Origin of the sequence: Belnapia sp. F-4-1, assembly GCF_000802185.1 — a bacterium.
Taxonomy (GTDB): Bacteria; Pseudomonadota; Alphaproteobacteria; order Acetobacterales; family Acetobacteraceae; genus Belnapia.
Genome location: NZ_KN676113.1, coordinates 1,837,160 through 1,856,806 on the forward strand (window position 1 = coordinate 1,837,160; position 19,647 = coordinate 1,856,806).

Sequence of the window (19,647 nt, forward strand, 5' to 3'; positions counted from 1 at the left end):
GTGCTCAGGTGCCGCAGAAGGTCTGCAGCACGCGCTGTTCCGGCTCGGGCGGGGCGGCGTAGCGGGCGTGGTGGGGCTGATCCTCGAAGGGACGGGCGAGAACGGACAGCAACTCCTCGAAGGGGGCGAAATCCTCGCGCTTGGTGGCGGCGGCGAGGGCGGCCTCCACCATGTGGTTGCGCGGGATGAAGGCCGGATTGACGGCGCGCATGGCGGCGGCGCGAGCGCCAGGGGCGAGGCTTTCCAAGGCGAGGCGGGCGCGCCATTGGGCAGCCCAGGGGGCGTAGCCGCCGGTGGTGGCGAAGAGGGCTGCGAGGTCGGCATCGGCGGCGGGGTCGGCGGCGGCCTCGCAGAGCAGGCGGAAGGTCTGGGTGAAGTCGGCGCCGGCCTCCTGCATCGCACCCAGCAGGGCGGCGACGAGGGCGGCATCCTCCTCGCGCGCCGTGGCGAGGCCGAGCTTGCGGCGCATCCCATCGAGCCAGGCGGCCTGGAATTGGGCGACGAAGCCGGTGAGCGATTCCTGGGCGAGGTCGACGGCCTTCTGCTCGTCCTCGGCGAGGAGGGGGAGAAGGGCTTCGGCCAGGCGGGCCAGGTTCCATTGCAGGATGCGCGGCTGGTTGCCGTAGGCGTAGCGGCCGGCATGGTCGATGGAACTGAATACCGTTGATGGATCGTAGTGGTCCATGAAGGCGCAGGGGCCGTAGTCGATCGTCTCCCCGGAGACGGTGGTGTTGTCGGTGTTCATCACGCCATGGATGAAGCCGACCAGCATCCATTGCGCGACCAGCTGCGCCTGGCGGGCGATGACCCCTTCGAGCAGGGCGCGATAGGGCGCCTCGGCGGCGGCGGCGTCCGGATAGTGGCGGGCGATGACGTGGTCGGCGAGGAGGCGGACGGCCTCGGCATCGCCGCGGGCGGCGAAGAACTGGAAGGTGCCGACGCGGATATGGCTGGCGGCGACGCGGGTGAGCACCGCGCCGGGTAGCGCCGTCTCGCGGAAGACCTGATCGCCGGTCAGCACCGCGGCGAGGGACCGGGTGGTCGGGATGCCGAGGGCGAACATCGCCTCGCTGATGATGTATTCGCGCAGGACCGGGCCGAGGGCGGCGCGGCCGTCGCCGCCGCGGGAGAAGGGCGTGCGGCCGGAGCCCTTCAATTGCAGGTCGCGGCGGGCGCCGTCGCGGCCGGCCACCTCGCCGAGCAGGATGGCGCGGCCATCGCCGAGTTGCGGGTTGAAATGGCCGAATTGGTGCCCGGCATAGGCCTCGGCGATGAAGGCGGCGCCCTCGGCGACGCGGTTGCCGGCGAGGATCTCGACGCCTTCGGGGCTGGCGAGCGCCGCCGGGTCGAGGCCGAGATCCGCGCAGAGCGGCAGGTTCAGCTTCACCAGGCGCGGGGCGCTGACCGGCTGGGGGGCCATGCGGACGAAGAAGCGCTCGGGAAGCCGGGCGTAGCTCGTATCGAAGGGGATCTGGACGGGCATGGGGGGTTCCTCGGCGCGTCGCGCGGCGCGCCTCTGCCGGTAATGCCTCGTTCAACGCCCCCAGGAGCCAGGGTTCCGGGCTAGGGTTCCTCGGGCGCGCGCGGCGCGTCGGACAGGGGGGCGAGGTCGGGCTGCTGGAGCGAGGGCGGGGCGTGGCGGCGCGGGTCGTAGAGCCAGCCGCCGCCGGGGCCGGATTCCAGCACCAAGTCCTCGGCGCCCTCGATCAGCCGGGCGAGGGTGCCGGCGCCGCCGAAGCGGCTGCGGCGGACCCAGCCGCCGAGCTCCAGATGGATGCGCTTGCCGAGCGCGGGCAGGTGCAGCGGCGCCTCGGCGGCCGCGACCAGGCGGCGCAACGTGGCGAGGATGGCGGCGCGCTGGGCGGTGGGCTCCATCGGGTCGCCAGTGGGATCGCTATTGGGATCGTTGGAGGGGCCGGGCGGGTCGGCTTCGGCGGGGATGGTGATGTCGGCGAATTCGCCCAAGGGGATCACTTGGTCCGCGGCGGCGCGGAGGGCGGCGGCGGCACTGTCCGGGGCGATCACCATGATGCGGCGGTCATGCTCGCGCAGCCGGTGCAGCAGCGGGGTGAAGTCGCTGTCGCCGGAAAGGATCAGCATTTCCTCGAAGCGCGTCGGGTGGCCCAGCGCCTCATGGATGTCGAGCGCCATGACGATGTCGGCGGCGTTCTTCAGCCGGGCAAGGCGGGGGCAATCGACCACGGTGAAGCCGGCGCGGACGAAGTCGGCGCGGAAGCGGCTGTAGTAGAGGCGGGGCTGGCCGAGCCAGCCGGCCAGCTCGCCATTCGGCTCCGGCTCGGTCCAGCCGGCCGGGTTCAGGTAGCAGCGGCGGACCAGCAGGCGGCGGGGGCCGCCGGGAGCGCCGTCGGCGAGCCAGGCGAGCCAGCGGGTGGGGTGGGAGGCGAAATTCCAGGCTGCCCATTCGTCGATGGCGACGAGCCCGGCGAAGACATTGTCGAAATCAAGATAGAGCGCCGCCCGGCGAGGTTCCGTCACGAGCTCCTCCCCTCCATTGACCTGACTTCACTGACCCTGGGCGAAACAATTGGGGGCGGCAGCCGGTCCCGCAAGCACGGCGCTTGACGCGGGCGGGCGAGGCTGCCCATGGTCCCGCCCCTTTCCTCGAGGACAAAGCCAGAGCCATGCCTGCGATTACCCTGCCCGACGGTTCCGTCCGCGCCTTCGATGGGCCGGTGACGGGCACTACCGTCGCGGCGGCGATCGGGCCGGGGCTCGCCAAGGCGGCGCTGGCGATGCAGGTCGACGGCGTGACGCGCGACCTCGCCATGCCGATCGAGCGGGATGCGGCGGTGCGCTTCATCACGCGGCGCGACCCGGAGGCGCTGGAGATGATCCGGCACGACGCGGCGCATGTGCTGGCCGAGGCCGTGCAGGCGCTCTACCCGGGCACGCAGGTGACGATCGGGCCGTCGATCGAGAACGGCTTCTACTACGACTTCGCCCGCAACGAGCCTTTCACGCCCGAGGATTTCGGCGCCATCGAGGCGAAGATGCGGGAGATCGTGGCGCGCAACGCGGCCTTCGTGCGGTCCGTCATGCCGAGGGAGGAGGCGATCGGCTTCTTCGAGGCGCGGGGCGAGAAGTACAAGGCGCAGCTGATCCGCGACCTGCCGGAGACGGAGGAGATCAGCCTCTATTCCCAGGGCGACTGGATCGACCTTTGCCGCGGGCCGCACATGCGGGGCACGGGGGATGTCGGCACGGCCTTCAAGCTGATGAAGGTGGCCGGGGCCTATTGGCGGGGCGACCACCGCAACGCCATGCTGAGCCGCATCTACGGCACCGCCTGGCGCGACCAGAAGGAGCTGGACGCCTATCTCCATCAGCTGGAGGAGGCGGAGAAGCGCGACCACCGCAAGATCGGCCGCGAGATGCACCTGTTCCACCTTCAGGAGGAGGCGACGGGAAGCATTTTCTGGCATCCGAAGGGGTGGAAGCTCTACCGGACGCTTGAGGACTACATGCGGCGCCGGCTGGATGCGACGGCCTATCAGGAGGTGCGGACGCCGCAGCTGCTCGACCGGAAGCTGTGGGAGGCTTCCGGGCACTGGGAGAAGTTCCGCGAGGCGATGTTCATCGCGCGGGTCGAGGACGAGGACGAGAAGGATCGTGTTCTCGCGCTTAAGCCGATGAACTGCCCGTGCCATGTGCAGATCTTCAACCAGGGACTGCGCAGCTACCGGGAGCTGCCCTTGCGGATGGCTGAGTTCGGCGCCTGCCACCGCTACGAGCCGAGCGGGGCGCTGCATGGAATCATGCGGGTGCGCGCCTTCACCCAGGACGATGCGCATATCTTCTGCACCGAGGAGCAGATCGCGGCCGAGACGGTGGAATTCGTAGCCCTTCTCTCCTCGATCTACCGGGATCTCGGCTTCGAGGAATTCCGGGTGAAGTTCAGCGACCGGCCGGCGACACGGGCCGGGACGGACGCGGTGTGGGACCAGGCGGAAGGGGCGTTGCGCGAGGCCTGCCGGACGGCAGGCGTCGAGTACACCCTCAACCCGGGCGAAGGGGCCTTCTATGGGCCGAAGCTGGAATTCGTGCTGCGGGACGCCATCGGGCGGGATTGGCAGTGCGGCACCTTGCAGGTGGATTTCGTCCTGCCGGAGCGGCTCGGGGCGGAGTATGTCGCCGAGGACGGGTCGCGCAAGCGGCCGGTGATGCTGCACCGGGCCATCCTCGGTAGCTTCGAGCGGTTCATCGGCATCCTGATCGAGCAGCATGCCGGGCGCTTCCCGCTCTGGCTGGCGCCGGTGCAGGTGGTGGTGACGACCATCGTCTCGGACGCCGACGGCTATGCGCGGGAGGCGGCGGCGGCGCTGGCGAAGGCCGGCATCCGCGTCGAACTCGATCTGCGCAACGAGAAGATCAACCGCAAGGTGGTCGACCATATCGAGCAGCGGGTGCCGGTGCTGGCCGTGGTCGGGCGGCGGGAGGCAGAGGAGCGGACGCTCGTGCTGCGCCGCCTGCCGGGGCGCGAGCAGCAGGCGCTGCCGCTGGAGGAGGCGGTTCGCCTCCTCTCGGCCGAAGCCTTGCCGCCGGATCGTGCAGAGGCCGCGCCGATGGTTGCAGCGGCGTGAGGCAAGCCCCATAAAGTAACGCTCTACCCCTTTCACTGCGACAGGAGACGACCATAGCCAGAGGCCCCGTTTCGAATCAGCCGCCGACGCGCGACGGCCCGCGCGTCAACGAGGATATTCGCGTCCCCCAGGTGCGGCTCATCGACCAGGAAGGCGAGATGATCGGCGTCATGTCCGCGCGCGATGCGCTGCTGCGGGCCTATGATGCCGGGCTCGATCTGCTCGAGATCAGCCCCAATGCCGTGCCGCCGGTGTGCAAGATCACCGACTACGGCAAGTTCAAGTACGAGCAGCAGAAGAAGGCGAACGAAGCCCGCAAGCGGCAGAAAGTCGTCGAGATCAAGGAAGTCAAGGTCCGTCCGAACATCGACGACCATGACTACGAGGTCAAGATGCGCCAGATGAAGAGCTTCATCGGCGAGGGCGACAAGGTCAAGGTCACGCTGCGTTTCCGTGGCCGCGAGATGGCGCACCAGGATCTCGGCATCAAGGTATTGGAGCGGATCCGGGTTGAACTTGGCGAGACCATCAAGGTCGAGCAGATGCCGCGCCTCGAGAACCGCCAGATGATCATGGTGCTGGCGCCGAAGTAACCCGAGGCTTGACTGAGAGGGTGCGAGGCCTTACGGCTCCCGCCCTCGGGTCGCCCCGAACCAGACGGTCCCCTGCCGGGCAGGGGGCTCCGCCGCTCCGCGAAGGCTCGCGCAGCGGCGCGTTCTGTTTTGGGCGGGCCGGATGTAAAGGGTGACCATGTTCGAGGCATTGTCCGGCAAGCTGAACGGGGTCTTCGACCGGTTGCGCCGCCGCGGCGCGCTGACCGAGGCCGACGTGAACGAAGCGCTGCGCGAGGTGCGCGTGGCGTTGCTGGAGGCCGATGTCGCGCTGCCGGTGGTCAAGGACCTCACGGCCAAGGTGCGGGAGCGGGCGGTCGGCGTCGAGGTGCTGCGGAGTGTCTCGCCGGCGCAGCAGGTCATCAAGATCGTCAACGACGCGCTGGTCGAGGCGCTGGGGGGCGGCGAGGGCGATAGCGGGGCGCGGGGGCTCGACCTCAATGCGCCGTCGCCGGTGCCGATCCTGATGGTCGGCTTGCAGGGCTCGGGCAAGACCACGACTTCGGGCAAGATCGCGCTGCGGCTGAAGAACCGCGAGAAGAAGAAGGTGCTGCTCGCCTCGCTCGACGTCCACCGGCCGGCGGCGCAGCTGCAGCTGGAGACGCTGGCGAAGCAGGTCGGTGTTGCGAGCCTGCCGATCGTGGCGGGGGAGACGCCCCTGCAGATCGCGGCGCGCGCCATGGATCTCGGGCGGCGCGAGCTGTTCGATGTGGTGGTGCTGGATACCGCCGGGCGCCTCGCCATCGACGAGGCGTTGATGGACGAGGTCGCGCAGGTCAAGGCGGCGACGCGGCCGCACGAGACGCTGCTCGTCGTCGATGCGATGACGGGCCAGGATGCTGTCAACACCGCGCGGGCTTTTCAGGACAAGGTGGGCGTCAGCGGCATCGTCATGACGCGGATCGACGGCGATGCGCGCGGCGGCGCGGCGCTGTCGATGCGGGCGGTGACGGGCGCGCCGATCAAGCTGCTGGGCGCGGGCGAGAAGCTCGATGCGCTGGAGGACTTCCACCCGGACCGCATCGCCGGGCGCATCCTCGGCATGGGCGACATCGTCTCGCTGGTCGAGCGGGCGGCGGAGACCATCGACCAGGCGGAAGCCGAGAAGATGGCGGCCCGGATGCAGAAGGGCCAGTTCAACCTGGAAGACTACGCCAATCAGCTGAAGCAGATCGGCAAGATGGGCTCGCTCTCCGGCATCCTCGGCATGCTGCCGGGCATCGGCAAGATGAAGCAGCAGATCGAGGGGGCCAATCTCGACCAGACCATCCTCAAGCGTCAGGCGGCGATCATCGGCAGCATGACGCCGAAGGAGCGGCGGGCGCCCGACATCATCAAGGCCTCGCGCAAGCGGCGCATCGCCGCCGGCAGCGGCGCCACGGTGCAGGAGGTCAACCGCCTGCTCAAGCAGTTCGACGAGATGTCCGCGATGATGAAGCGGATGAACAAGCTCGGCCAGAAGGGGCTGATGCGGGGTGGCCTCGGCGCCCTGCTCCCCAAGGGGATGAACCTCCCCGGCGGCCGGAAGCCTTTCTGATACCACTCAAGGAGTAGAACCAGGACCATGGGTCTCAAGATTCGCCTCGCCCGCGCCGGCGCCAAGAAGCGCCCCTACTACCACATCGTCGTGGCCGACAGCCGCAGCCCGCGCGACGGCCGCTTCATCGAGAAGGTGGGCAGCTACAACCCGATGCTGCCCTCCGACCATGCCGACCGCATCCGCCTCGAGGACGAGCGGATCAAGCATTGGCTCGGCGAGGGTGCCGTCGCCACCGACCGCGTGGCGAAGTTCCTCGGCAAGGCCGACCTGGCGCCGATGCCGGTGTTCAACGAGCAGCCGAAGCAGTCCGCGCCGAAGAAGAAGGCGCAGGAGCGCGCCGCCGCGGTGGGCTGAGTCAAGGGAGCTGACCGGTGGCTGGTACGCGCATCCTGGTGGGGGAGATCGGCAGGCCGCACGGTGTGCGCGGCCTGGTGAAGCTGCGCAGCTTCACCGCCGACCCTGCCGCGATTGCCGGGTACGGGCCGCTGACGGATGAGGCGGGGGTGCGGCACTTCGGCATCACGCTGCTGGCCGAGGGGCTGGCGCGGGTCGAGGGCATCGCCGACCGGGATGCGGCAGCGCGGCTGACCGGGACCCTGCTCTATGCCGAGCGCGACAGGCTGCCGCCGCCGGACGAGGAGGAATACTACCTCGCCGACCTGATCGGCCTTCGGGCCGAGACGGAGGCGGGGGAGGGCCTCGGGGCAATTCGTGCCGTGGAGGACCATGGCGCGGGGGCCTTCCTCGTGCTGGAGGGTCCGCCCGAGCGGTTGGTGCCCTTCACGCGGGCGGCGGTGCCGGTGGTCGATCTGGCGGGCGGGCGCGTCGTCGTCGTGCTGCCGGATGAGGTTGTCGTGCCGCCGACGGCGGAGGATGCCGCATGAGCTGGCAGGCCTCCGTCCTCACCCTCTTCCCCGAGATGTTTCCGGGGCCGCTCGGGCATTCGCTCGCCGGCCGCGCGCTGCGCGAGGGGCGCTGGGGGCTGGATGCCATCGACATCCGCGGCTTCGCCACCGACCGGCACCGCAGCGTGGACGACACGCCCTGCGGCGGCGGGGCGGGGATGGTGCTGCGGCCCGACGTGGTGGATGCGGCCTGTGAAGCAGCGCTTGCCTCGGGGCCAGGGCGGCCGGTGGTCGCGCTGACGCCGCGGGGGGTGCCGCTGGACCAGGCGATGGTCCGCGGCTTCGCCGAGGGGCCGGGGGTCGTGCTGCTCTGCGGGCGGTTCGAGGGCATCGACCAGCGCGTCATCGAGGCGCGGGGGATGCTCGAGGTCTCGATCGGGGACTACGTGCTCTCCGGCGGCGAGCCGGCGGCGCTCGTCCTGCTCGATGCCTGCGTGCGGCTGCTGCCCGGTGTGATGGGCGCGGCGGCGAGCGGGGAGGAGGAGAGCTTTTCCTCGGGCCTGTTGGAATATCCGCACTATACGCGGCCGACGAATTGGAACGGCCTCTCCGTGCCGCCCGTGCTGCTTTCCGGCAACCATGCCGAGGTGGCGCGCTGGAGGCGGGAGCAGGCCGAGATGCTGACACGGACCCGCCGCCCTGACCTGTGGGCCCGGCATGGCTCCGACAACCCTATCGCGCTGGACGGCCAGGCCAGCGCCGCCTAGTTATCGAATGTAAAGGACAACGCATCATGAACCTGCTTCAGCAATTCGAGGCGGACCAGCTTGCCCGTCTCTCCGGCCTTCGCGGCGTGCCGGAATTCGGCCCGGGCGACACCGTGCGCGTCATGGTGCGGGTGGTCGAGGGCGAGCGCGTGCGCTCCCAGGCCTATGAGGGCGTGGTCATCGCCCGCAGCAACAAGGGCGTGAACAGCAACTTCACCGTCCGCAAGCTCTCCTATGGCGAGGGCGTGGAGCGCGTCTTCCCGCTCTACTCCCCCTCCGTGACGGAGATCGCGGTGGTGCGCCGCGGCAAGGTGCGCCGGGCGAAGCTCTATTACCTGCGTGGCCGGACCGGCAAGGCCGCCCGCATCGAGGAGAAGCGCGAGGTCCGCACGACGGCCGAGGCGCAAGGCTGAACCAGCGGCGTCCCCGGGCCCAGGCGGCCCGGGGCGCCCATCAGAGAGTTTGGGGAACGTCATGTCAGCGCAGAAACCGCGCACGCTGTTCGACAAGATCTGGGACGCCCATGTCGTCGAGACCCTGCCCGACGGCACCGCGCTTCTCTACATCGACCTCCACCTCACCCATGAGGTGACGACGCCCCAGGCTTTCGACGGGCTTCGCGCCGCCGGCCGCAAGGTGCGCCGGCCCGATGCGACGCTCGCCGTCATCGACCACAACATCGCCACCGATGCCAGCCGCTACACCGGGATCGTCGATCCCGAGAGCCGGCTGCAGGTCGAGACGCTGGAGAAGAACGTCGCGGAATTCGGCGTCCCCTTCATCCCGCTGCTCGATACGCGCCAGGGCATCGTGCATGTGATCGGGCCGGAGCTGGGCCGCTCGCTGCCGGGCATGACCATCGTCTGCGGCGACAGCCACACCTCGACGCATGGCGCGATGGGGGCGCTGGCCTTCGGCATCGGCACCTCCGAGGTGGAGCATGTGCTGGCGACGCAGACCTTGTTGCAGAAGCCGGCGAAGAACATGCAGGTCCTCGTCGAGGGCAACCTCGCGGTCGGCTGCTCGGCGAAGGACGTGACGCTGGCCATCATCGGCAAGATCGGCACGGCGGGCGGCACGGGCCATGTGATCGAATATGCAGGCGATGCGATCCGCGGGCTCGACATGGCGGGGCGGATGACGCTCTGCAACATGTCGATCGAGGGCGGGGCGCGGGCCGGCATGGTGGCGCCGGACCAGACCACCTTCGACTACATCGCCCGCACGCCGAACGGGCCGAAGGGCGAGGCGCTGGCGCGGGCGATCGAGTGGTGGAAGACGTTGCCGACCGATGCAGGGGCGCATTTCGACCGCGTCGTGACGCTCGCCGCGCATGAGATCGCGCCGCAGGTCACCTGGGGGACGAGCCCGGAGGATGTGCTGCCGATCACGGCCATCGTGCCTGACCCGGAGGCCGTCGAGGACGAGGCGCGGCGCGAGCAGTTCCGCCGCAAGATGCAGTATATGGGGCTGACGCCGGGGCAGAAGCTGCAGGACCTGCCGCTCGACGTCGTCTTCATCGGCTCCTGCACCAACAGCCGGATCGAGGACATCCGCGTCGCCGCCAGCATCGCGCGTGGCCGCAAGGTCGCCGACGGGGTGCGGGCGCTGGTGGTGCCGGGCTCGGGCCTGGTGAAGAAGCAGGCGGAGGCGGAGGGGCTGGATCGCATCCTCCAGGAGGCCGGCTTCGAGTGGCGTGAGGCGGGGTGCTCGATGTGCCTCGGCATGAACCCGGACAAGCTGACGCCAGGCCAGCGCTCGGCCTCCACCTCGAACCGGAATTTCGAGGGGCGGCAGGGGCCGGGTGGGCGGACGCACCTCGTCTCGCCGGCGACGGCGGCGGCGAGCGCGATTGCCGGGCATCTGGCGGATGTGCGGGATTATCAGCCGAAGGACGCCCATTGATGGAAGCCTTCACGACCCTGACCGGCATCGCGGCGCCGATGCCGAAGGCCAATGTGGATACCGACCAGATCATCCCGGCGCGGTTCCTCAAGTCGATCAGCCGCACGGGCTTCGGCAAGAACCTGTTTGCGAACTTCCGCTTCAGGGAGGACGGGTCGGAGAACCCGGATTTCGTCCTCAACCAGGAGCCGTATCGGAAGGCCGAGATCCTCATCGCCTTCGAGAATTTCGGCTGCGGCTCGTCGCGCGAGCATGCGCCCTGGGCGCTGCTCGACTTCGGCATCCGCTGCGTCATCGCGCCCGACTTCGCCGACATCTTCCACAACAACAGCTTCAAGAACGGCGTGCTGCCGGTGAAGCTGCCGCGCGAAGTCTGCGCGCAGCTGATGGAAGACGCGAAGATGGGCGAGAACGCCCGCATCACCGTCGATCTCGAGCGGCAGGTGGTGGTGCGGCCGAGCGGCGAGGAAATCCCCTTCCAGATCGACCCGCTGCGGCGGCACCTGCTGCTGAACGGGCTCGACGATATCGGCCAGACCATGCAACACGCCCCGGCGATCGACGGCTTCGAGGCGAAGCAGCGGGCAGCGCAGCCCTGGCTCTACGGCGCATAACGCAAGGATAGGTCGATGGCTGCGAACAAGACGCTGCTGGTGCTGCCGGGTGACGGCATCGGCCCCGAGGTGATGCACGAGGTCACCCGCGTCATCGACTGGCTGGAGCGGCGGCGGAGCGTGACCTTCCGCATCGAGGAGGGGCTGGTCGGCGGCGCCGCGATCGACGCGCTCGGCACGCCCTGCCCGGACGAGACGGTGGCCAAGGCACGGTCGGCGGATGCGGTGCTGTTCGGCAGCGTTGGCGGGCCGAAATGGGACAGCCTGCCCTTCGACCAGCGGCCGGAGCTTGGCATCCTGCGGCTCCGCAAGGATCTGGGGCTGTTCGCCAACCTGCGCCCGGCGCTGGTGATGGACCCGCTGGCCGAGGCCTCCTCGCTGAAGGCCGATGTGGTGCGCGGCGTCGACATCATGGTGGTGCGCGAGACGGTGGGCGGCGTCTATTTCGGCGAGCCGCGCGGCGTGGAGAAGGCGCCGGACGGCCGCCGCCGGGGCTTCGACACGCAGGTCTATTTCGAGGACGAGATCGCCCGCGTGGCGCGCGTCGCCTTCGACCTGGCGCGGAAGCGCCGCAACAAGGTGACAAGCGTCGAGAAGGCGAATGTCATGCAGTCCGGCCGGCTCTGGCGGGCCGTGGTCGGCGAGGTGCACAAGGCCGAGTACCCGGACGTGCAGCTCGAGAACATGTATGCCGACAACTGCGCGATGCAGCTCTGCTCGCGCCCGAAGCAGTTCGACGTCATCCTCGGCGACAACCTGTTCGGCGACATCCTCAGCGACCTGGCGGCGGCGCTGACGGGCTCGCTCGGGATGCTGCCTTCCGCCACGTTGGGCGCCGTCGATCCGACCAGCGGCAAGCGCTACGCGCTCTACGAGCCGATCCATGGCTCGGCGCCGGATATCGCGGGGCGGGGCGTGGCCAATCCATGCGCGCAGATCCTCTCCTTCGCCATGCTGCTGCGCTGGTCCTTCGGCATGGAGGAGGATGCGGCGCTGGTCGAATCCGCCGTCGAGAAGGTGCTGGCCGGCGGCCTGCGCACCGCCGACATCATGCAGCCTGGCATGGCGCGGGTCGGCACCAGCGTCATGGGCGAGGCGGTGGTGCGGGAGTTGGAGAAGCTGTCCCTGTAAAGGGCGGATAGGGGGTTGCGCCGCGGCGCGGCCTCCGCTATTTCGCCTGCCTCGCCGCTTCGGCGGCTGCGCGCCCGTAGCTCAGCTGGATAGAGCACCAGACTACGAATCTGGGGGTCAGGAGTTCGAATCTCTTCGGGCGCGCCACTTTTCCCTTCCGAATCAATTGCGTGGACGCAGCGGGTTCAGCCGGGTTTATGATCCGGCTCCGCTGTCGCAGGAAGGCGGGTGCGGCATGAGTCCGGTCTTCCGTCGTATCCTCGCGCTGGCCCTGGTCTTCTGGTTGGGCATCGCCCCCGGCTTCGCCACCGAGCAGGCCTCGCCGCTTCGTGTCCGGGTGATCGGCGGCTTCGCCGGGACCAGCCAGTTCGACCGCATCGAGCAGCCATTTTGGACGCGCCGGCTGCCCGCCCTGACCGGTGGTCGGATGGTGGCGACGCTGCAGGCCTCGACCCAGGCCGGGGTGTCTTTGGACCAGATGCTGAACGTCATGCGGAGTGGCGCGGTGCTGTTCGGCACGGTGGAGGCGAATGCGGTCGCCTTCGACGAACCGGAGCTGGCGGTGGCGGACTTGCCGCTGCTGGCCGAGGACACGGCGGCGCTGCGGCGGATGGTCGAGATCTGGCGGCCACGCTTCCAGGCAATTCTCGCCGAGCACTATGCGACCGAGCTGCTCGCGGTCTTCATCCGGCCGCCGCAGGTCGTCTTCTGCAACAAGCCTTTCGCCGGGCTGCGGGGGCTGGCGGGGCTACGGGTGCGCGTGGCCTCGGTCAACCAGGCGGACCTGGTGCTGGCGGTCGGGGCGCAGCCGGTGGTGATGGCCTTCGACCGCATCGTCGGGGCGGTGCGCGAGGGGTTGGTGGATTGCGCCATCACCGGCGGGCTGCCGGGCCATGCGATCGGGCTGCACCGCGTCACCACCCATGTCTCCACCCTGCCCCTGGGTTGGGCGATGTCCTTCCTCACCGCGCACCGGCCGGGCTGGCAGGCGCTGCCGGCCGGGCTGCGGGAGGCGGTGCGCGAGGGCATCGCCGGGCTGGAGGCGACGATGTGGAGCGCGGCGGAGGAGGATCGGGAGCAGGGCGAGGCCTGCAACACCGGGCAGGCGCCCTGCCGCCATGGCGAGCGGGCGCGGCTGGTGCCGGTGCGGGAGGACCCCGCGGGCATCCGGCCGCTCTTCGGCACCGCCGTGCTGCCGGGCTGGGCGCGGCGCTGCGGCTCCACCTGCGCCGAGAGCTGGAACGCCGTGGCGGGGCCAGCCACCGGCGTCCAGGCGGTATGGTGACCGTGCCTACGGCGCGTAGTGGGTCGGCAGGGCTGTGGTGTACTTGATCCGCTCCATGGAGAAGCCGGAGCTGACGTCGAGCAGGTCACCGATCCCGATGAGCTGCTTGTAGATGGCATCGTAGGCGGCGATGTCGGGAACGACGACGCGCAGCAGGTAGTCCACCGTGCCGCTCATGCGGTGGAATTCCACCACCTCCGGGATGGCCGAGACCAGGCGGCAGAAGCGCTCGGCCCAGGCGGCGTTGTGCTGGCTGGTGCGGATGCTGACGAAGACGGTGACGCCAACGCGGAGCTTCTCGGCATCCAGCAGGGCGACGCGGCGGCGGATGATCCCTGCCTCCTCCAGGCGGCGGATGCGGCGCCAGCAGGGCGAAGGGGAGAGGCCGGCGCGCTCGGCGAGTTCGGCAACGGGGAGGGTGGCATCCTCCTGCAAGACGGCAAGGATGCTGCGGTCGATCCGGTCCAACTGGAATGCCATGCCTCGATATCCGCGGGACTTGGAATGGTGTTGTCGAAACCTCCGCTGCAAAGAGGGAATTTGCAACCTGCTTCCGGGTTTCGTGGGGGATGATCTCCCGGTTTCGAGAGGAGGCTGCCATGGCCCGCTGGTCCTTTACCCAACACCCGGCTTCGGTCAACGAGACCTATCTCGAGCATATGGCAACGGCAGGGAGCTTCGGCTGGCGGATGCTGACGGCCTCGCTCGCCTGCTTCGCCCATGCGCTGGTACCCTTCGCCTTCGAGAAGACCGGCTCCACCGCCATCCGCGAGCTGCATGAGCGGATGGTGACGAACCGGGTGCGTCACCAGGCCCCGGCGGGCGAGGCGCAGCGCGCGGGCTGATCGCGGCTTCCGGCCGGGCTTGTCTCCGGTCTAGCATCGCCTGGAAAGCGATGCCGGCCTGGGACGAAGGCTGGCTGGAGGAGCGCAGCCCATGGATGGCATCCTGACCGGCCGGTCGGCCGAGGCGACGGCCGCAACCTGGCTCGATGAGTTTGCCGCGGCACTGGAGGCGGGCGAGGCGGCGCGGATCGCGGCGCTCTTCGCCACGGAATGCCATTGGCGGGACCTACTCGCCTTCACCTGGGAGCTGCATACCGTCTCGGGGGCGGAGGCGATTGCCGGGCGGCTGCAACCCTGCCTCGCGGCCATGGCGCCGCGCGATGTGAGGCTGGCCGAAGGGCGGACGCCGCCGCGGGTGGTGCGGCGGGCCGGCACCGAGGCGGTCGAGGCGATCTTCAGCTTCGAGACCGTGGTGGGGCCGTGCAACGGCGTCGTCCGGCTGGTGCAGGAGGCGGGCGGGCCGCGGGCCTGGACGCTGATGACGGCGCTCGACGAGATCCGCGGGCATGAGGACCCGGCCGATGGCAAGCGCTGGCAGGATGTCGACTGGCGGCGGAATTTCGGCGGGGAGAACTGGCTCGACCGGCGCAATCGCGCGCGGGCCTATGCCGACCGCGACCCGGCGGTGCTGGTGGTGGGGGCGGCGCAGGCGGGGCTTTCCGTCGCCGCGCGGCTCACGCTGCTCGGCGTCGATACGCTGGTGGTGGAGCGGGAGGGACGCATCGGCGACAGTTGGCGGCGGCGCTACCACGCGCTGACGCTGCACAATGAGACGCGGGTCAATCACCTGCCCTACATGCCCTTCCCCAAGAGCTGGCCGGTCTTCATCCCGAAGGACATGCTGGCCAACTGGTTCGAGCTCTATGCCGAGGCGATGGAGCTCAACGTCTGGACCGGGACGGAGCTGGTCTCGGGTGATTGGGACGAGGCGGCGCAGTGCTGGGACGTGCTGCTGCGCAAGGCGGACGGGACGGAGCGGCGGATGCGGCCGCGGCACATCGTCTTCGCCAATGGCACGAGCACGACGCCCAAGATGCCGGACCTGCCGGGGCTCAGCGACTTCCGCGGCACGGTGACGCATTCCGGGCGGCATGGCAGCGGGCTCGACTGGCGCGGCAAGCGGGCGCTGGTGCTGGGCACCGGGACCTCGGGGCATGACGTGGCGCAGGACCTCGCCGTCTCGGGCGCGGCGGAGGTGACGCTGGTGCAGCGGCGGCCGACCCTCGTCGTCAGCCTGAAGGAGGCGCAGGCGCCCTATGCGCTCTACGACGAGGACATCTCCTTCGAGGACCGCGACCTGCTGGCGACATCCTTCCCCTTCCCCGTCTACAAGCGGGCGCACCAGCTGATGACGGAGCGCAACCGGGAAGCCGACCGCGAGATGTTGGAAGGGCTGGAGCGGCGCGGCTTCCGCCTGCAATGGGGCGAGGACGGGAGCGGCTGGCAGATCATGTATCAGAGCCGCGGCGGCGGGTATTACTTCGATGCAGGCTGCTCGCAGATGATCGTCGAGGGGCGCGTCGGGCTGATGCAGTTCGACGATATCGAGCGCTTCGGGCCCGAGGGCGCGGTGCTGCGCGACGGCAGCGTGAAGCCGGCCGACCTGATCGTGCTGGCGACGGGCTACGAGGGGCAGGCGGAATCGGCGCGGCGCATCCTCGGCGAGGCGGTGGGCGCGCGGATCGGGCGCGTCTGGGGCTATGACGAGGAGGGCGAGCTGCACGGCATGTGGCGGCCGACCGGGCAGCCGGGGCTTTGGTTCCATGCGGGCGGGCTGGCGCAGTGCCGCATCTTCTCGAAGGTGCTGGCCTTGCAGATCAAGGGGCGGGAGCTGGGCTTGCTCGCCAGCGGGTGACGCGGGCCGGGCCGGCGGCGGGGCGCTCGATCAGGAGGCCGCTGCCTTCTTTGGGTAGCCAGGCGAACCAGTCGCGCACCGGGAGGCCGAGCAGGCGGCCGGCGAGGGCGGCAATGGGGCCGCCATGCGAGATGGCGATGACCGAGGCGCCGCTCGGCAGGGTGGCGAGCCAGGCGAAGGCGCGGGCGGCCAATTCATCCGTCGTCTCGCCGCCGCCGGGGCGGAAATGGTCCGGCGCGTCGATCATGCCGTCCATGGCGCTGCCTTCGGCTTGCCAGATGGCGTCCCAGGGCTGGCCTTCCCAGGTGCCGAAGTCGCGTTCCAGCAGGCGGCGGTCCCACTGGATGGGGAGGGCGTGGCGGCAGGCGATGAGGCCGGCGAGCAGGCCAGCGCGCCGGGATGGGGAGGCGTGGAGGGCGTCGGCGGCGGGGATGAGGGCAGCGAGGCGGTGGGCAGTGGCGCGGCCCTCGGCGCCGAGCGGGGCTTCGCTCTGGCCGTAGCAGCGGGCGCGCCAGGAGGCGGCGACCTTCGTGTGGCGAAGGAGGAGCAGGCGCATCGGCTCAGCGGCCGGCGGCGAAGGCGAGGCCGGTCAGCACCAGCCCGGCATAGCCGGCGAAGCCGAAGCAGTCGCCGGTGCTGCCGCCGAGATGCCGCAACACCAAGCGGCGGAACCAGGCGAGGAACAGGGCGGCGGCGAACAGGGCGAGCAGCGTCGCCCGGGCATCCCACCAAAGGCCGAGCAGGGGCACGGGCAGGCTGAGCAGCAGGGCGAGGGCGAGGCTGCGTGGCTTCGCCTGCGGGGCGACGCTGCCGCCGAGGCCGGCGCGGCCGGGCATGGGCGGGATGGCGAGCATCGCCGCCAACATCAGCAGCCGAGCGGCCCAGCCGGAGACGATCAGCGCGACAACGGCAGTAGGGGCGTCGGGGAGGGCGATCAGGCCGCCGGTACGGAGCGCCAGGGCGAAGGCGAGGCCGAGCAGGCCGAAGGCGCCGATGCGGCTGTCCTTCATGATGCGGAGCACGTCCTCCGGCGTGCGGCCGCCGCCGAAGCCGTCACAGAAATCGGCGACGGCGTCCTCATGCAGGGCGCCGGTGAGGCGGGCTTCCAACGCCAGGGCGAGGAGGATGGCCAGCGGCAGGGGCCAGAGCTGGGACGCGAGCCAGAGTGCAGCGGCGGCAAGGGCGCCGATCAGCGCGCCCATCAGCGGAAAGAGCGTGAGGGCGCGGGCGAGATCGGCCTCGAAATGCGCGGGGTCGGCGCTGGCGCCGCCGGGGATGGGCAGGCGCGTCAGGAATTGCAGGGCGGTGGCGGCGGCGCGCGGCCAGCCGGAGGTCATCCGCCGGTGACCTCGGCGAGCGTCGCCACATCGCGCAGCAGGGCGGCGGCGGCGTCGAGCAGGGGGAGCAGCAGGAGGGCGCCGCTGCCCTCGCCGAGGCGGAGCTGCCAGTCGAGGAAGGGCTCGAGGCCGAGGGCGGCCAGCGCCGGGGCGTGGCCGGGCTCCTCGCCGCGATGGGCGGCGATGGCGGTGCGGAGCGCATCGGGCTCCAGGGCGCGGGCGACGAGGGCGGCGGCGGCGGTGATGAAGCCGTCGAGGACCAGGGTCATGCCGAGGTGCGAGGCGGCGGCGATGCAGCCGGCCATGGCGGCGATCTCGTAGCCGGCGAGGCCGGCGATGGCGCGGCGTGGGTCTGGTTCCGCATGGGCGCGGGCGAGGGCGGCGGCGACGGCGGCGTGCTTGCGGGCGAGGCTCTCCGGCGTGGCGCCGGCGCCGGGGCCGACCATCGTGGCGGGTTCGGCGCCGGTCAGCAGGGCGGCGAGGCAGGCGGCGGCGGTGGTGTTGCCGATGCCCATCTCGCCGATGGCGAGGACGCGGATGCCCTCGGCAGCGGCCTCCTCGGCGGCGTGGGTGCCGAGGGTCCAGGCGGCGTCGAACCCGGCGAGGGTCATGGCGGGTTCGCGGGCGAGGTTGGCGGTGCCCTCCGCGATGCGCCGGTCCTGGTAGCCGGGCTGGGGCGGGAAGGCGGGGGCCTTGGAGCCGGCGTCGATCAGCAGGAATTCGGTGCCGGAGGCGCGGGCGAGGGCGGCGCAGGTGGAGCGGCCGTCAAGCATCAGCCGCATCATCGCGGCCGTCACCTCGGCGGGCCAGAGGCCGACGCCTTCGGCCACCACGCCGTGGTCGCCGGCGAAGACGACGAGGCGGCGGGGGCGGGTTGCGGGCGTGATGGTGCCCTGGGTTTCGGCGAGGCGGCGGGCAAGACGTTCCAGGCGGCCGAGGCTGCCCTGGGGCTTGGCGAGGGAATCGAGGCGCTGCTGGGCGGCGTCGGCGGTCATGCGGTGGGCTCCGCGGGGGCGATGAGGTGGAAGAAGCTGCCGCTCACCCGGCCGCGGCGGCCGCCCGCGGGGCCGAGCGGGTCGCCCTCGGCGTTGCGGAGTTCCGCGAAGGGCGGGTCGGCGGTGGGGTCGAGGACGGTGGCGTAGTGGAATTCATGGCCGCGCCAGAGGCTGCCGTCGGCGAGGAGGCGGGCCTCGCGGTAGCCGAGATGCAGGCGGCGGCGGGCGAAGCTGCTGGCATGGCCGAGCAGGCCGGCCATGGCCTGGCGGGTACCCTCGGCATCCTCGATGCCCTGGCCGAGGACCATGTAGCCGCCGCACTCGCCATGGACCGGGCGGGTGGCGGCGAAGCGGCGGAGGCCGGCGAGGAAGCGCCCGGCGGCGGCGAGGCGGGGGGCGTGCAGCTCGGGGTAGCCGCCGGGGAGCCAGCAGGTGTCGCAGTGGTCGGGCGGGGGCTCGTCGGCGAGGGGGGAGAAGGGGTGCAGCTCGGCCCCGGCGGCGCGCCAGGCGGCGAGGATATGGGCGTAGAGGAAGGAGAAGGCTTCGTCACGGGCGAGGGCGATGCGCTGGCCGGGTGGGGCGAGGCGCGGCGTGGTGGCCGAAGCAGGGGGGATAGGGCGGGCGAGGGCCTGGAGGGCGTCGAGGTCGAGGTGGCGTTCGGCGAGTGCGGCGAGTGCGGCGAGGGTCTCGGCGAGGGCCGGGTGTTCCTCGGCCTGGACGAGGCCGAGATGGCGCTCCGGCAGGGCAGGCGGCGCGGCGCGGGGGATGGCGCCGAGGACGGGGATGCCGAGGGGAGCAATTGCGGCTTCCACCATGCGGCGGTGGCGGTCGCTGCCGGTGCGGTTCAGCACCACGCCGGCGATGCGGGTGGCGGGGTCATGCGAGGCGAAGCCGCGGAGGAGGGCGGCGGCGGATTGGGCCTGGCCGGTGACGTCGAGCACCAGCAGCACGGGGAGGCCGAGGCGGGCGCAGAGGTCGGCGGCGGCGCCTGTGCGGCCGGGCGGGCCGGCGATGCCGTCGAACAGGCCCATGGCGCCTTCGACCAGGAGCAGGTCGGCGCCGGTGGCGGCCTCGGCGGCCAGCGCGGCGAGCAGCGGGGGCGGCATGGCCCAGCTGTCGAGGTTGAGGCCGGGGCGGCCGGTGGCGGCGGCGTGGAAGGCCGTGTCGATATAGTCCGGCCCGGCCTTCGCGGCGCGGATGGCGAGGCCGCGGGCGCGCAGCGCGGCCAGCAGGGCGAGCGTCACCGTGGTCTTGCCGGCACCGGAGCGGGGGGCGGCGATGAGCAGGCCGGGGGCGGTCATGGGTGGGGCCGGTGA

At 70.9% G+C, this 19,647-nt stretch carries 20 protein-coding genes and 1 tRNA gene; 14 read left to right on the forward strand and 7 right to left on the reverse strand.

What is annotated here, in order from left to right; genetic code table 11:
* Nucleotides 1–4: 4 nt before the first annotated feature.
* Together LH62_RS08920 and LH62_RS08925 are read right to left on the reverse strand one after the other, a co-directional pair.
* On the reverse strand, nucleotides 5–1,483 hold the full coding sequence (locus LH62_RS08920) for a YdiU family protein (protein WP_043360681.1): 1,479 nt from the start codon (nucleotides 1,481–1,483) through the stop codon (nucleotides 5–7).
* 80 nt (nucleotides 1,484–1,563) lie between these two features.
* On the reverse strand, nucleotides 1,564–2,496 hold the full coding sequence (locus tag LH62_RS08925; RefSeq protein ID WP_052214024.1) for an NYN domain-containing protein: 933 nt from the start codon (nucleotides 2,494–2,496) through the stop codon (nucleotides 1,564–1,566).
* Nucleotides 2,497–2,642: 146 nt separating this feature from the next.
* On the opposite strand from LH62_RS08925, the gene thrS reads away from it, so the two are divergent.
* The 12 genes from thrS to dctP all read left to right on the forward strand — a co-directional run bounded on the left by thrS (nucleotide 2,643) and on the right by dctP (nucleotide 13,299).
* Nucleotides 2,643–4,601, forward strand: coding sequence for a threonine--tRNA ligase (gene thrS / locus LH62_RS08930; protein ID WP_043360682.1), 1,959 nt, complete (start codon nucleotides 2,643–2,645; stop codon nucleotides 4,599–4,601).
* A 53-nt stretch (nucleotides 4,602–4,654) separates the two neighbouring features.
* Entirely contained in the window at nucleotides 4,655–5,194 is a 540-nt protein-coding gene (gene infC / locus LH62_RS08935) for a translation initiation factor IF-3 (RefSeq protein WP_043360683.1), read from the forward strand.
* A gap of 157 nt (nucleotides 5,195–5,351) precedes the next feature.
* On the forward strand, nucleotides 5,352–6,749 hold the full coding sequence (gene ffh, locus LH62_RS08940) for a signal recognition particle protein (RefSeq protein WP_043360684.1): 1,398 nt from the start codon (nucleotides 5,352–5,354) through the stop codon (nucleotides 6,747–6,749).
* A 27-nt stretch (nucleotides 6,750–6,776) separates the two neighbouring features.
* A complete protein-coding gene (gene rpsP, locus LH62_RS08945) occupies nucleotides 6,777–7,106 on the forward strand; it encodes a 30S ribosomal protein S16 (protein ID WP_043360685.1) in 330 nt (109 codons plus the stop codon).
* Nucleotides 7,107–7,123: 17 nt separating this feature from the next.
* Complete coding sequence (gene rimM, locus LH62_RS08950; protein ID WP_043360686.1) at nucleotides 7,124–7,636, forward strand: ribosome maturation factor RimM; 513 nt, start codon at nucleotides 7,124–7,126, stop codon at nucleotides 7,634–7,636.
* Nucleotides 7,633–8,364: a tRNA (guanosine(37)-N1)-methyltransferase TrmD gene (gene trmD / locus LH62_RS08955; protein WP_043360688.1), complete on the forward strand. Its 732-nt coding sequence runs from the start codon at nucleotides 7,633–7,635 to the stop codon at nucleotides 8,362–8,364. The genes rimM and trmD overlap by 4 nt, the downstream gene beginning before the upstream one ends.
* Before the next feature lie 26 nt (nucleotides 8,365–8,390).
* On the forward strand, nucleotides 8,391–8,777 hold the full coding sequence (rplS, locus tag LH62_RS08960) for a 50S ribosomal protein L19 (protein WP_043360689.1): 387 nt from the start codon (nucleotides 8,391–8,393) through the stop codon (nucleotides 8,775–8,777).
* Between the two features lie 61 nt (nucleotides 8,778–8,838).
* The gene (gene leuC / locus LH62_RS08965; RefSeq protein WP_043360690.1) at nucleotides 8,839–10,269 is read left to right on the forward strand and encodes a 3-isopropylmalate dehydratase large subunit; all 1,431 of its coding nucleotides are present in this window, start codon (nucleotides 8,839–8,841) and stop codon (nucleotides 10,267–10,269) included.
* A complete protein-coding gene (gene leuD / locus LH62_RS08970) occupies nucleotides 10,269–10,883 on the forward strand; it encodes a 3-isopropylmalate dehydratase small subunit (protein WP_043360691.1) in 615 nt (204 codons plus the stop codon). The genes leuC and leuD overlap by 1 nt, the downstream gene beginning before the upstream one ends.
* Before the next feature lie 15 nt (nucleotides 10,884–10,898).
* Nucleotides 10,899–12,014 (forward strand): 3-isopropylmalate dehydrogenase, encoded by a 1,116-nt coding sequence (gene leuB, locus LH62_RS08975; protein WP_043360693.1) that lies wholly within the window; start codon nucleotides 10,899–10,901, stop codon nucleotides 12,012–12,014.
* A gap of 70 nt (nucleotides 12,015–12,084) precedes the next feature.
* Nucleotides 12,085–12,161 (forward strand) — tRNA-Arg (locus LH62_RS08980).
* A gap of 88 nt (nucleotides 12,162–12,249) precedes the next feature.
* On the forward strand, nucleotides 12,250–13,299 hold the full coding sequence (dctP, locus tag LH62_RS08985) for a TRAP transporter substrate-binding protein DctP (RefSeq protein ID WP_043360694.1): 1,050 nt from the start codon (nucleotides 12,250–12,252) through the stop codon (nucleotides 13,297–13,299).
* A gap of 6 nt (nucleotides 13,300–13,305) precedes the next feature.
* On the opposite strand, the gene LH62_RS08990 is transcribed toward dctP, so the two are convergent.
* A complete protein-coding gene (locus tag LH62_RS08990) occupies nucleotides 13,306–13,779 on the reverse strand; it encodes an Lrp/AsnC family transcriptional regulator (RefSeq protein WP_201445450.1) in 474 nt (157 codons plus the stop codon).
* Nucleotides 13,780–13,898: 119 nt separating this feature from the next.
* Between LH62_RS08990 and LH62_RS08995 the strand changes: the two genes are divergently transcribed.
* Nucleotides 13,899–14,144, forward strand: coding sequence for a DUF6356 family protein (locus tag LH62_RS08995; RefSeq protein ID WP_043360695.1), 246 nt, complete (start codon nucleotides 13,899–13,901; stop codon nucleotides 14,142–14,144).
* Between the two features lie 91 nt (nucleotides 14,145–14,235).
* A complete protein-coding gene (locus tag LH62_RS09000) occupies nucleotides 14,236–15,999 on the forward strand; it encodes an NAD(P)/FAD-dependent oxidoreductase (protein ID WP_043360697.1) in 1,764 nt (587 codons plus the stop codon).
* Here the strand turns inward: LH62_RS09000 and LH62_RS09005 are convergent.
* Genes LH62_RS09005 through LH62_RS09020 form a run of 4 tightly spaced genes read right to left on the reverse strand, consistent with a single transcriptional unit; the run spans nucleotide 15,962 to nucleotide 19,632 of the window.
* Complete coding sequence (locus LH62_RS09005) at nucleotides 15,962–16,555, reverse strand: histidine phosphatase family protein (protein ID WP_052214025.1); 594 nt, start codon at nucleotides 16,553–16,555, stop codon at nucleotides 15,962–15,964. The genes LH62_RS09000 and LH62_RS09005 overlap by 38 nt on opposite strands.
* A 4-nt stretch (nucleotides 16,556–16,559) precedes the next feature.
* On the reverse strand, nucleotides 16,560–17,336 hold the full coding sequence (gene cobS / locus LH62_RS09010; protein WP_052214027.1) for an adenosylcobinamide-GDP ribazoletransferase: 777 nt from the start codon (nucleotides 17,334–17,336) through the stop codon (nucleotides 16,560–16,562).
* Entirely contained in the window at nucleotides 17,333–18,331 is a 999-nt protein-coding gene (cobT, locus tag LH62_RS09015) for a nicotinate-nucleotide--dimethylbenzimidazole phosphoribosyltransferase (RefSeq protein WP_043360698.1), read from the reverse strand. The genes cobS and cobT overlap by 4 nt, the downstream gene beginning before the upstream one ends.
* Complete coding sequence (locus LH62_RS09020) at nucleotides 18,328–19,632, reverse strand: cobyrinate a,c-diamide synthase (RefSeq protein ID WP_043360699.1); 1,305 nt, start codon at nucleotides 19,630–19,632, stop codon at nucleotides 18,328–18,330. The genes cobT and LH62_RS09020 overlap by 4 nt, the downstream gene beginning before the upstream one ends.
* Nucleotides 19,633–19,647: the final 15 nt, after the last annotated feature.